Genomic DNA, 12360 nt, shown 5'->3' on the forward strand with positions numbered 1-12360 from the left:
GGCCACGCAGCGGATGCCGGGACCGGCCGGCGTCGACCGGGTCCCCGGCGACCACCCCTCCCCCGGGGTCGCTGCGCACCGACCGGACGGGGAACGGCCGGTCACCCGGGCCGTCATCGCGCACCGTCGGCCGGTTCCCGGAACGTGGGGGCGAGCGGGCCCTCGTCCTGTGCGTCGTGTCCGGTGAAGGCGGCGGTGCCGGTGTCGTCGTCGACGGCCTTGCGCACGGGAGCCTCCTCCTCCAGGGCCTCGGCGGTCTCCTCGGGCAGCGCGTCGTCCACCGCTTCGGTGTGCCGGGGCCAGTCCGCGCCGGCTCGGGTGCGGTGGCCGTCGTGGTCCGCGCGCATGCCGGATGCCGGTGCGGACCGGTGGTCGTCACGGTCGGTCATGGGATTCTCCTCTGTCGGTTCCACGGGCCCCCGGCCGCTCGACGGTCCGGTCCCCGACGGTCCTCGGCACGGCCCGCTCCCGTTCGTGCGGTGGAGAAGGAGCCGGTGTCACGTCCCCGCGGTCCTCCGGATCTCCCCGGCCGGCCCGGGTACCCCGGCAGGGCCCGGCACACGCGCGACGGCGCTTTCCGGACGAGGCGGGACGGGTTTGCGGCGGACCGGTTGCGGCACTCGGGTGTACCCGACACCATTGCACCTCTGTGGAGGTGGTCATCGCCGTGAGGGGTGTCAGCCAGGTCACCGCGAGCCGGATCACGGCACCGGGCGGAACAGACGACCACCGATGACGACCGTCGGCGTGGAAGAGGAGTACCTGCTGGTGGACCCCGTCCTGGGTCTTCCGGTGCCACAGGCGGAGAAGGTGCTCAGGTCGGCCGGTCTGACGGATCTCGTGGGCGGCCAGGAGGTGCAGTTCGAGCTGCTGCAGGCGCAGCTCGAGGTGGCCACCCCGGTGTGCGCCGGCCTGGAGGAGGTCGGGGGCCACCTGCTGCGCCTGCGGTATGCCGTCGGGCTTGCCGCCGAGGCCCACGGCTGTCGGGTCGCGGCCGGCGCGACACCGCCGCTGCGCGGCGACGGTCCGGTGGCCGTCACCGACCGGACCCGTTACCGCACCATGCTCGCGCAGGCTCCCCAACTGGTGGCGGAGCAGCTGGTCAACGGCATGCACGTGCACGTCGCGGTGCCCAGCCGTGAGGCGGGCGTGCAGGTCCTGAACCGGCTGCGGGTGTGGCTGCCGACGCTGACGGCGATGTCGGCGAACTCTCCGCTGTGGGACGGCCACGACACCGGTTTCGCCAGCTGGCGCACCATGATCTTCAACCGCTGGCCCGTCGCCGGGCTGCCGCCGTACTTCCGTGACGCCGCGGACTACGACCGGCGCGTGGGCCGGCTTCTCGAATGCGGTCTGATCGCGGACACCGGGCAGGTGTACTGGCAGGCCCGCCTCTCGGAGCGGTATCCCACCGTGGAGGTGCGGTGCCCGGACGTCCAGCTGCGCGTGGACGACGCGGTCATGCTCACCGGGATCATCAGGGCGCTCGTGGAGACCGCCCTGGGGGAGGCGGCCGCGGGAGTGCCCGCACCGGACTGCGCTCCCGAACTGCTGCGGGCCGGCATGTGGCACGCGGCCCGCCATGGCCTGAGCGGCACCCTGATCGACCCCGGCGGCCGCCGGCGCCACGCCGGTGACGTGCTGAGCCGGCTCCTGCGGTACGTCGCCCCGGCCCTCGACGCCTCCGGCGACACCGGCGAGGTGACGGCCCTGGCCCACCGGCTCCTGCGCCACGGCACCGGCGCGGAGCGGCAGCGCGCCGCCCTCGCCGCGGGGGGCCTGCGCGCGGTCATCGACCTGATCACGAACGACAGCACCATGCCGTGACCCCGCGAAACGCCGGGCCCGACGAGTCCGCGGAAGGGCCGGCCGGGAAGAAAAGAAGCGGATGCACCGCCGGACGGCGGGATGCCGCCGGAGGCCGCCGCGTCTGTCCGGACCGGAGCGCTGGAGGAGACTTCCCCGCGCACGGGCGGCAGCCGACCACGGATTTCCCGGCGGCACAGGGGGGACGCACGGCTGCCGGGGGGTACCTGGAAGTCCTGCTCCAGGGCGCCGGGACACCGGCCTGCCTGCTCGAGGACCTCCCCGACCGCCTGCGCCCCCGACCGGCGGCGGACGGACGCCGGATCGTGGTCCCGCGTCCGGCGATCCGCCGCATCCCTCTGCGTGTCGCCCGCCGGTGCGGCGGGCCCTCACCGGGCCCGCCGGACCCGCCGTCCGAAGAGGATGCCGCGCGGTTCCGGCGGTGGGGGAGTGCCGGGCCTGAGCGGCCGGGCGAGGAGCATGCCGGCCGCGAACCCGGCCACATGGGCCGCGTAGGCGACGGTGCCGGCGTCGGAGACGCCCTGGCCGGCGGAGTAGAGCGCCTGGAGCACGAACCACAGGCCCAGCACGATCCAGGCCGGCAGTCGCAGCGGCAGGAAGACGAGGAACGGGACCAGTACCCAGACGCGTGCCGTCGGGTACAGCACCAGATAGGCGCCGAGCACCCCCGCGATCGCCCCGGAGGCGCCGATCAGGGGTTCGCCCGAGCCGGCGTCGAGCAGGGCGAAGCCGTAGGAGGCCGCGTAGCCGCAGACGACGTAGAACAGCAGGAAGCGCACGTGCCCCATGCGGTCCTCGATGTTGTTGCCGAAGATCCACAGGAAGAGCAGGTTGCCCAGCAGGTGCGGCCAGCCGCCGTGCAGGAACATCGCGGTGAGGACGCTCAGTTCCGGGGACTTGTCGTATCCGGGCGGCCCCACCACGCAGCCCGGGCCGTGCGGCCCCGTCCCGGTGTCGCCGGTGGGGACCAGCGGCGGCATCCGGTGGTGGATCAGTTCCTGCGGCACCACCGCGTACCGCTCCAGGAACGCCTGGAGATCGCAGAGTTGCGCGAGATGGCTCGCACCGGCCGGCGAACCGGGGCCGCCCGGCGTGAGGAACACGAAGACGACGAGGTCGGCGGCGAGCAGCGCGTACGTCACCCAGGGGGTGCGCCGTGCCGGGTTCACGTCATGGACGGGGATGACCACGTCCCCCTTGTGCCCGGGCGCCGGTCGGTGAATCCGCGACGGGCTGAACACCGCCGTCCGGCCGTGCGTATCACCCGTCGACCGCCCACGGCGCCGGGAAGGGGCCGCGGACCGACGTGAAGGACAGGCGATGAACGACCGAGTGACTCCCGCGATGCACGCGCTGCCCGACGGCGAGGCCGAGCTCACGCTCGTGGTGCGCCTCCCTTGGGAGGACGTCGCCCGGCTCGGCCAGGAGGCGGCGCGGCTCGCCTCCCAGACGCAGCGGCCGGTGACGCTGGAGGAGGCGGTGAGCCACCGGCTGCGGTCCGCGCGGGCGGCGGCCCACGCGAAGCCGGCGGGGGAGCAGCCGCCCCCGGTGCCCTCCGCCAGCTCCGTGTCGTCGCTGCCGTCCCGGCCGCCGGCCGAGCAGGCGCGGCAGGCCATCGAGCGGATCAACGGGACGGCGTAGCCGCGCTCCGGTTCAGGCGGAGCCGCGGATCTTCGCCGCCGCCTTGCGGGCCGCCACCAGCACCGGGTCCCAGACCGGGGAGAACGGCGGGGCGTAGCCGAGGTCCAGTGCCGTCATCTGCTCCACCGTCATCCCGGCCGTGAGGGCGACCGCCGCGATGTCGACCCGCTTGCCCGCGCCCTCGCGGCCGACGATCTGGACGCCCAGGAGACGTCCGGTGCGCAGTTCGGCGAGCATCTTCACCGTCATGGGGGAGGCGTTCGGGTAGTAGCCCGCGCGGCTGGTCGACTCGACGGTGACCGTCTCGAAGCGCAGGCCCACGCGGCGGGCGTCCTTCTCCCGCAGGCCGGTGCGCGCGATCTCCAGGTCGCAGACCTTGCTCACCGCCGTGCCGACCACGCCGGGGAAGGTGGCGTAGTCGCCGCCCACGTTGGCGCCGATGATCTGGCCGTGCTTGTTGGCGTGCGTGCCCAGCGGAATGTGCCGGAGCTGTCCGGAGACCAGGTCGAGCACCTCCACGCAGTCGCCGCCCGCCCAGACGTTCTCCTGCCCGCGCACCCGCATCGAGCGGTCGGTGAGCAGCCCGCCGTGTTCCCCCAGGGGAAGTCCCGCGGCCCGCGCCAGGGTGGTCTCCGGGCGCACCCCGATGCCGAGCACGACGACGTCCGCCGGGAACTCGGCGTCCCGGGTGGCCACCGCCCGTACCCGGCCGTCGTCCCCCGTGAGCAGCCCGGTCACCTCGGCGTCGTTGACCATGGTGATGCCCATGCCCTCCATGGCCCGGTGCACCAGGCGCCCCATGTCGGCGTCGAGGGTGGCCATGGGTTCCTCGCCGCGGTTGACGACCGTCACCTCGTAGCCGCGCTTGATCATCGCCTCGGCCATCTCCACGCCGATGTATCCGGCGCCGACCACCACCGCGCGGCGACCCCGGGTGCGCGCCAGCGTGTCGAGCAGGGCCTGCCCGTCGCCCAGGGTCTGCACGCCGTGCACCCCGGGGGCGTCCACGCCGGGCAGCTCCGGCCGGACCGGGCGTGCGCCGGTCGCGATCACGAGCTTGTCGTACGACGTCCAGGTCTCGGCCCCGCTGTCGAGGTCACGCGCGCGCACCCGGCCCCGGGCGGGGTCGAGTTCGGTGACCTCGGTGCGCAGCCGCAGATCGATGTCCCGCGCGCGGTGCTCCTCGGGGGTGCGGGCGATCAGCGCGTCCCGCTCGGTGACGTCACCGCCCACCCAGTAGGGGATGCCGCAGGCCGAGTAGGAGGTGAAGCGGCCGCGTTCGAACGCCACGATCTCCAGCTCGTCCGGGCCCCTCAGCCGGCGGGCCTGTGACGCCGCGGACATCCCCGCGGCGTCACCGCCGATCACCACCAGGCGTTCCCCCGTGCCCCGCGCACCGTCCGTGCCCTCGCTCATACTCATGCGAACACGCTACGGCGCCGGGGGATTTCGGGCCCCGCCGGCCCTCCTCGCCGCCGCTCAGCCCGCTCCGTCCCGCCGTGCGCCGCCGCGCTCCGCGGCCGGGCCGGGAACGGGCGGGGCCACGGGCAGCGACCCGGGGACGCCCACCGGGGGCGCGGTCCGCGGACGCCGGGGCAGCCGGGGACGTACGGCCTTCAGCCAGAGCAGGACGAGCAGCGCCGTCACCGCCGCGAACGGCAGCACCGCGCCGAACGCCACCGCCAGCCAGCGCAGCATCGTCACGAACGCGTTCCAGCCGCCCGCGAGCGCGTCCACGAAGCCGGGATCGCCGTCGTCCCTCGCCGCCTTCTGCGCCGGCGCCTCGGACAGCGACAGGGTGATGGTGGCCAGGCCCGTGCGGTCCTTCAGGGACGCCTGCCGGGCGAGCAGGGACTCCAGGTCGGCCTGGCGGGTGCTCAGTTCGCCCTCCAGGGTGACCACGTCGCTGAGCCTGGTGGCGCGGTCCATCAGCTCGCGGATACGGGCCACGCTGGCGCGCTGCGTGGTGATCCGGCTCTCCACGTCGACCACCTGGTCGGTGACGTCCTGCGCCTTGGCACTGCGCTCGATGAGCTTGCCGGTGCCCTCCAGTTCGGCGAGGACCTCCTCGTACGCGGCGACCGGCACGCGCAGCACCACGCGGGTGCGCTCGTGGCCCCGCCCGTCCCCGGTAGTGGTCTCGTCGCCGATGTAGCCGCCCGCGTCCTCGGCCGCCGCGCGGGCCTGGTCCAGCGCCTTCGGGGCGTCCTCGACCCGCACGGTCAGGGAGGCGGTGCGGATGACGTGGTTCGCGGCGGCTCCCGGTGGCGCGGTCGCCCGGGAACCGTCCGCCGAGCCGCCGGGGGCGCCCTGCCGCGCGCCCTCCTCCGACGCCCCCGCCCGCTCCTCCGCCGGGGCGGCGGCGGCCCTGTCGCCGGCGGCCGCCGAACCGCTGGAGGCGTCGTCCGCGCCGCTGCAGCCGGTGACGGCGAGGACCGCCGCGAGCAGGACCCCCGCCAGGGCGTGGGCGGGTCGTACGGATCGTGGTGTGCGCATGCGGGATTCCCCCCGGGGCCTGGTGACAACTGACGTACCTTCGACGCCGCGGGGGGTGCGGAACGTTTGCGCCGGACGGTCCCGATGCGGTCACGGTAGGGACTCGGCGGGGCCACACGGCCCCGGTGGGACGGCCGGTGGCGGTCTGAGAGGGTGGAGCCATGAGCGGATCACATGCGGGCGAGGGCCGGCGGGTCGTCGTCGTCGGAGCGGGGATCGCCGGGCTGGCCGCCGCGCACCGGCTGCTGGAGCGCGGGGCGCGGGTGACGGTGCTGGAGGCGTCGGACCGGGTCGGCGGCAAACTGCTGCCCGGTGAGATCGCGGGCGCGCGCGTGGACCTCGGCGCGGAGTCGCTGCTGGCCCGCCGCCCCGAGGCGGTCGGCCTCGCCCGCGAGGTGGGCCTCGCCGACCGGCTTCGGCCGCCGGCCACCGCCACGGCCGCGCTGTGGACCCGCGGCGCCCTGCGCCCCATGCCCAAGGGCCACGTCATGGGCGTACCGGGCACCGCCGCGGCCCTCGCCGGGGTGCTGTCCGACGAAGGGCTCGCCCGGATCGGGCGCGACGCCGACCTGCCCCGCACCGAGGTCGGTGAGGACGTGGCGGTCGGCGGGTACGTGGCGGCGCGCCTGGGCCGAGAGGTCGTCGACCGGCTGGTGGAGCCCCTGCTGGGCGGGGTGTACGCGGGCGACGCGTACCGCATCTCGATGCGCTCGGCGGTCCCGCAGCTGTTCCGGGCGGCGCGCGCCCACACCTCCCTGACCGAGGGCGTCCGCGAGATCCAGGCGGAGGCCGCCGCCTCGCCGCGGACCGGCCCCGTCTTCATGGGCATCGCGGGCGGCGTGGGCACGCTGCCGCTCGCCGTCGCCGACGCGGTGCGGGCGCGCGGCGCGGAGATCCTCACCGGCACGCCGGTCACGGAGCTGCGCCGCGCACCCCAGGACGGCTGGCGGGTCGTCGCCGGGGGCCGGGTCCGGCACGCCGACGCGGTCGTCGTGGCCGTCCCCGCCCCGGCCGCCGCCCGGCTGCTGCGGGCCGAGGCGCCGGGCGCCGCCGCCGAACTCGCCGGCGTCGAGTACGCCTCCATGGCGCTGATCACCCTCGCCTACCGCCGCGCGGAGACCGAGCTGCCCGAGGGCAGCGGATTCCTGGTGCCGCCCGTCGACGGCCGCACCATCAAGGCGTCCACCTTCGCCTCGCACAAGTGGGGCTGGATCGCCGAGGAGAACCCGGACCTGGTCGTGGTGCGCACCTCCGTGGGCCGCCACGGCGAGACGGAGATCCTGCGCCGCGACGACGCGGACCTCGTGGAGGTCTCCCGGCAGGACCTGCGGGCGGCCACCGGCCTGGCCGCCGTCCCCGTGGCGACCCGCGTCACCCGCTGGCGGGACGGCCTGCCCCAGTACCCCGTCGGCCATCACGCGCGCGTGGCCCGCGTCCGTGAACACCTCGCGGGCCTCGCCGGGCTGGCCGTGTGCGGCGCGGCCTACGACGGCGTCGGCGTCCCCGCGTGCATCGCGAGCGCGTACGCCGCCGTCGACCGGATCGACGGTGACCTCGGCGGTGTGCGGCGGCTCACCGCCGACCCGGTGGAGAGCCTCCACGGCGGAGCGGGAGAATAAGGGACATGAGTGACGACGCCACCACCCCCGCCCCCGACCGGATCCCCCACAAGGGCAAGCTGGCCAAGGACCTCAACGAGGTCATCCGCTACACCCTCTGGTCCGTCTTCAGGCTGAAGGACGTGCTCCCCGAGGACCGCGCCGGATACGCCGACGAGGTCCAGGGGCTGTTCGACCAGCTCGCCGCCAAGGACGTCAAGATCCGCGGCACGTACGACCTGTCGGGCCTGCGCGCGGACGCCGACGTCATGATCTGGTGGCACGCCGAGACCGCCGACCAGCTCCAGGAGGCCTACAGCCTCTTCCGCCGGACCAGGCTGGGCCGGGCGCTGGAGCCGGTCTGGTCGAACATGGCGCTGCACCGCCCGGCCGAGTTCAACCGGTCGCACATCCCGGCGTTCCTCGCCGACGAGACACCGCGCGACTATGTGAGCGTCTACCCCTTCGTGCGCTCCTACGACTGGTACCTGCTGCCCGACGAGGACCGCCGCCGCATGCTCGCCGACCACGGCAAGATGGCCCGCGGCTACCCCGACGTGCGCGCCAACACGGTCGCCTCCTTCTCCCTCGGCGACTACGAGTGGATCCTCGCCTTCGAGGCCGACGAGCTGCACCGCATCGTCGATCTCATGCGCCATCTGCGCGGCTCGGAGGCCCGGATGCACGTCCGCGAGGAGGTCCCGTTCTTCACCGGCCGCCGCAAGGACGTCGCGGAGCTGGTCGCGGGCCTGGCCTGATCAGACGGCGGGCCGGACCTTCCCGGCCCGCCGGTCCGCCGTCCGCGGCTCCGGTTCCGGGCGCGGGGCGCAGGAGGCGCGCCGCCCCGGGACGCGGCCGGTGAGCAGGTACGCCTCCAGGTGGCCGTTCACGCAGGCGTTGGGCCCGCCCGCGATGCCGTGGCTGCCGGCGTCCCGCTCGGTCACCAGCGCCGACCCCGCCAGCCGCCGGTGCAGCTCCAGCGCACCGTCGTAGGGAGTGGCCGCGTCCCGCTCGGCCGCCAGGATCAGCGTCGGCGGCAGCTCACCGCTCCCGGCGCGCACGTCCAGCGGCCGCTGCCTCGGCGCCCGCCAGTAGGCACAGGGCAGATTGGTCCACACGTTGGCCCAGGTCTCGAAGGGCGCCCGGCGCGCCAGCCGGGTGTTGTCCCGGTCCCACACCGCCCAGTCCGTGGGCCAGGGCCCGTCGTTGCACTCCACGGCGAGGTACACCGCCCGCGCGTTCTCCGCCTCCGCCGCCGCCTGCGGATAGGCCTGGGCCTGCTCGACCAGCGGCCCCGGATCACCCTTCAGGTACGCCGACAGCGCGTGCGCGCGGTGCGGCCAGTGGTCGTCGTAGTACCCGGCGCGCAGGAACGCCGCCTGCAACTGCCCCGGCCCGACCCTCCCGCCCGCCGGTTCCTCCGCCAGCCGCGCGCTCGCCCGGTCGTAGGCGTCCTGCACCTTCCGCGCCGTGCCGCCCAGCCCGTACACGTCGTCGTGCCGGGCGACCCAGGCCCGGAAGTCCGCCCAGCGGTCCTCGAACGCGGCCGACTGGTCCAGGTTGTTGCGGTACCAGATCTCCTGCGGGGCCGGGTCCACCGCCGAGTCGAACACCATCCGCCGCACGTGCGAGGGGAACATCGTGGCGTACAGCGCCCCGAAGTAGGTTCCGTAGGACGCCCCGAAGAACGTCAGGCGGTTCTCGCCGAGCGCGGCGCGCAGCACGTCCAGGTCACGGGCGTTGTTCAGCGAGTGGTAGTGCCGCAGCGCGTCCCCGGCCCGCTCGGCACACCCCCGCGCGTACGCCTTGGCCCGCGCGACGCGTTCCCGCTTGTACGCCGGTGAGGGGTGGACCGGTGCCTCCGCGGGGCCCTCGGCGAACGTCCCGGGGTCCGTGCAGGACAGCGGCGCGGAGCGGCCCACCCCGCGCGGGGCGTAGCCGACGAGGTCGTACGCCGCCGCGACGCGCTTCCACTCGGGGAGCACGCCCGTCATCGGGAAGTACAGGCCGTCGGCGCCCGGACCGCCGGGGTTGTGGACCAGGGCGCCCTGGCGGGGCACCTTGCGCCTGTCGTTGTCCGGGTCCTTCCCGGTGGCCCGGACGCGGCTGACGGTGAGTTCGATCCGCCGGCCGTCCGGGCGGGCGTAGTCGAGCGGGACGCGGAGGGTGCCGCACCGGACGGTGCCCGGCAGTTCCTGTCCCCCGGGGCACGGGCCGAAGTCGATGCCCTCGTCCGCGGCGCGCGCGGCGGCCACGGCGGTGCCGCGCAGTTCGGCCGCGCCGGCCGCGGCGGCCGGCGGGTGCGGGGCGCCGCCGGCCGGGGCGGCGGCCAGGGTGGTGAGCAGCAAGGACCCGGCGGCCGCGTGGACGGCGGCTGTTCTCATGGACTGTCCCTTCGGTGCACGGTGGCGACAAAAGGGATGTTTCGTTCGATGGTGGTGTGAGGCAAGGACCGTCGGCCGCCGTGTCGGTGTCAATGCCTCCCGGGGGGCGTGCGGTGCGCGAAGGCGGCGCGCAGTTCCGGCTCGTCCACCGCGCGGATGCCGCGCACCGCCACACGGGTGAGGTACGCGCGGTCGTCGCCGGTGTCGCCGGTACCGGAGGGCAGGGTGTCCAGCAGGCGCTGTCCGGCCGGGGAGGCCCAGCGCGCGTACGGGTGGACCTCGAACCGGGCGATGGCCAGGCAGCCCACCGCCAGGGTCAGCGGCAGCGCGAACCATAGGGCGAGCAGATGGCGCGGCAGGTCCAGCGGGACGGGCATGAGCAGCGCGGCCGCGCCCAGCCCGGCCACGGCCGTCGCGGCGAGCCGCACCTGCCGTACCGCGTCCGCGACCGTCGTCCCGGCGCCGTCGGGCACCGCCAGTCCGGCGGCGGCCAGCCGCTCGGCGATCCCGCGCACGGGGTCCGCGGTCGCCGCGGCGGCCCGCACCGGCGCGAGGGGCGACTGCCCGTCCGGCCCTATCGCCCCTATCACCGACCGTTCCATCTCGTCCCGCCCGTGCGGATCGACCACCGTCGCCCAGCCGGTGTGCGCCAGCAGCAGCCGCCGCCGGCGGGCCATCGCGACGAGGGCGACGTCGGCGACCCGCCCCGGGCCGCCGGAGAGGAACGCGGCCTCGTACAGCGTCAGGTCGCGTCCCCCTCCCGTGTCGGAGCCGGGCGCGGCGGCGGCCCCGCGCACGGCGGCCAGACACAGCCGCAGGCACGCCGCACCGGCGACGGCCCAGGCCAGGAGCAGAAAAGGGACCCAGAACATGACTCGTTTGTAAGGGACACGGTCGTGGGAACACCATGCCCTGTTCACCATCCGGGCGGAGTGTTGCCGGTATGTGACGTTCCGTCCGGTGCCCCCGGGCGATGCCGGTCAGCGCCGCAGCAACACCCGCCGCGTGGCCCGCGCGAGCCGCACCGCCGGCCCGCGCGAGCGCGGCTTCGGCCCGGACCGCTCCAGCCACCACGCGCGCAGCTCCCGCCGCGCCCGCGCGTCCCCCGGCCGCCCGGCCCCCAGCAGGTGCTCGGCGAAGTCCAGCGCGTCCCGCCGGTAGCCGCCGGTCATCGGCCGCTCCTGGGCGTACGCGAGGAAGGCGGTCCGGTACTCCTCGCCGAGGATCACCGGCACCTCGGGCGCCACCTTGGCGACGACGTCGGCCCGCTTGGCCGCGAGCGCCCGCGCCTGCACCCCCATCCGCACCCGGTCGAAGCCGTCGGGCACGGGCGTCCCGGCGACCAGCGCGGACAGCACCGCGGTCTGCGCGAGCGCGAGCCGCTGCCGGGCGGCCTCGGCGGAGCCGGGCCCGGACCGGGCGGGACGGACGCGCACGCCCCGCGGAGCCCCGTCCTCCCGCTTCCGCGCCCCGTCCTCCACGGCCCCGCGGATCGCCCCCAACTCCCGCTCCATCTCGTCCGCGCCGGGGAAGTTCTCGTCCCGCTCGAGCAGGACGCCGGGCGGGGAGACGCGGGAGGCGAGGTCGGTGAGGATGTCGAGCACGGGCCGCGGGACGGGGTGGGCGTGGCTGTCGTGCCACACGCCGTCCCGCTCGAACCCGCCCGCGACATGGACGTACGCGACGGCCTCCAGGGGCAGTCCGGCGAGCGCCCCGGCCGGGTCCTCGCCCCGGTTGACGTGGTTGGTGTGCAGATTGGCCACGTCGACGAGCAGCCGTACGCCGGTACGGTCGGCCAGCTCGTACAGGAACTGACCCTCGGTCATCTCCTCGCCCGGCCACGAGATCAGCGCGGCGATGTTCTCCACGGCGAGCGGCACGGGCAGCGCGTCCTGGGCGATGCGGACGTTCTCGCACAGCACGTCCAGGGCGTCCCGGGTGCGCGGCACGGGCAACAGGTGCCCCGCCTCGAGCCGCGGGGAGGCGGTCACCGGCCCGCCCGCCCGCACGAACGCGATGTGCTCGGTGACGAGCGGCGACCCGAGTACCGCGGCCCGCTCGGCGAGGGCGGCCAGCCGTCCCCCGTCGGGCCGCTCGGCACCGCCCAGGCCCAGCGACACCCCGTGCGGCACGACGGTCACCCCGCGCTCGCGCAACCGCAGCAGCGAATCGGGCAGATGCCCGGGGCAGACGTTCTCGGCCACGACCTCGACCCAGTCGATCCCCGGCATGCCCTCGACGGCCCCCGCGATCTCCGGCCGCCACCCGATGCCCGTCCCCAACCGCACCATCGTCCCCTCCTCCACCGGCCGTCCGGCCCCCGTACACGCTCCGGACGTGACGTGGGTATGGCCCCGGAGCACGCCCCCGAACCGCGCCGGGGCCACCTTCAGAGCAACATTTGAGGTTCGCGG

At 75.4% G+C, this 12360-nt stretch carries 11 protein-coding genes; 4 read left to right on the forward strand and 7 right to left on the reverse strand.

All coding sequences use genetic code 11. The annotated features are described in order from the left end of the window. Window positions 1–113 precede the first annotated feature (113 nt). Window positions 114–389, reverse strand: a complete 276-nt coding sequence (locus ACF07S_RS16665) for a hypothetical protein (protein WP_391974458.1) — start codon at window positions 387–389, stop codon at window positions 114–116. A gap of 343 nt (window positions 390–732) precedes the next feature. Between ACF07S_RS16665 and ACF07S_RS16670 the strand changes: the two genes are divergently transcribed. Continuing rightward, on the forward strand, window positions 733–1827 hold the full coding sequence (locus ACF07S_RS16670; RefSeq protein WP_391964825.1) for a glutamate--cysteine ligase: 1095 nt from the start codon (window positions 733–735) through the stop codon (window positions 1825–1827). Between the two features lie 368 nt (window positions 1828–2195). Here the strand turns inward: ACF07S_RS16670 and ACF07S_RS16675 are convergent, their stop codons facing one another. Beyond that, window positions 2196–3017, reverse strand: coding sequence for a rhomboid family intramembrane serine protease (locus tag ACF07S_RS16675; protein ID WP_391974459.1), 822 nt, complete (start codon window positions 3015–3017; stop codon window positions 2196–2198). Window positions 3018–3147: 130 nt separating this feature from the next. Between ACF07S_RS16675 and ACF07S_RS16680 the strand changes: the two genes are divergently transcribed. Beyond that, window positions 3148–3468 carry a hypothetical protein gene (locus ACF07S_RS16680; RefSeq protein WP_391974460.1) on the forward strand — a complete coding sequence of 107 codons (321 nt, stop codon included), beginning with the start codon at window positions 3148–3150 and terminating at the stop codon, window positions 3466–3468. Window positions 3469–3480: 12 nt separating this feature from the next. Here ACF07S_RS16680 and ACF07S_RS16685 read toward each other — a convergent pair whose 3' ends face one another. Then, window positions 3481–4890, reverse strand: a complete 1410-nt coding sequence (locus tag ACF07S_RS16685; protein WP_391964828.1) for an FAD-dependent oxidoreductase — start codon at window positions 4888–4890, stop codon at window positions 3481–3483. Between the two features lie 57 nt (window positions 4891–4947). Then, window positions 4948–5964, reverse strand: coding sequence for a DUF4349 domain-containing protein (locus tag ACF07S_RS16690; RefSeq protein WP_391974461.1), 1017 nt, complete (start codon window positions 5962–5964; stop codon window positions 4948–4950). A 161-nt stretch (window positions 5965–6125) separates the two neighbouring features. Between ACF07S_RS16690 and hemG the strand changes: the two genes are divergently transcribed. Then, window positions 6126–7583, forward strand: coding sequence for a protoporphyrinogen oxidase (gene hemG / locus ACF07S_RS16695; protein WP_391974462.1), 1458 nt, complete (start codon window positions 6126–6128; stop codon window positions 7581–7583). Between the two features lie 5 nt (window positions 7584–7588). Further along, window positions 7589–8320, forward strand: coding sequence for a hydrogen peroxide-dependent heme synthase (gene hemQ / locus ACF07S_RS16700; RefSeq protein WP_391964831.1), 732 nt, complete (start codon window positions 7589–7591; stop codon window positions 8318–8320). Here hemQ and ACF07S_RS16705 read toward each other — a convergent pair whose 3' ends face one another. The 3 genes from ACF07S_RS16705 to ACF07S_RS16715 form a co-directional block, all read right to left on the reverse strand. After that, the gene (locus ACF07S_RS16705; protein WP_391974463.1) at window positions 8321–9946 is read right to left on the reverse strand and encodes an alpha/beta hydrolase; all 1626 of its coding nucleotides are present in this window, start codon (window positions 9944–9946) and stop codon (window positions 8321–8323) included. It lies immediately after the preceding gene. Between the two features lie 89 nt (window positions 9947–10035). Continuing rightward, entirely contained in the window at window positions 10036–10818 is a 783-nt protein-coding gene (locus ACF07S_RS16710; protein ID WP_391974464.1) for a TIGR04222 domain-containing membrane protein, read from the reverse strand. A 108-nt stretch (window positions 10819–10926) separates the two neighbouring features. Next, entirely contained in the window at window positions 10927–12237 is a 1311-nt protein-coding gene (locus ACF07S_RS16715) for a DUF692 domain-containing protein (RefSeq protein ID WP_391974465.1), read from the reverse strand. Window positions 12238–12360 lie beyond the last annotated feature (123 nt).

Source organism: Streptomyces sp. NPDC016640, from assembly GCF_043076215.1.
Classification (GTDB): domain Bacteria; phylum Actinomycetota; class Actinomycetes; order Streptomycetales; family Streptomycetaceae; genus Streptomyces.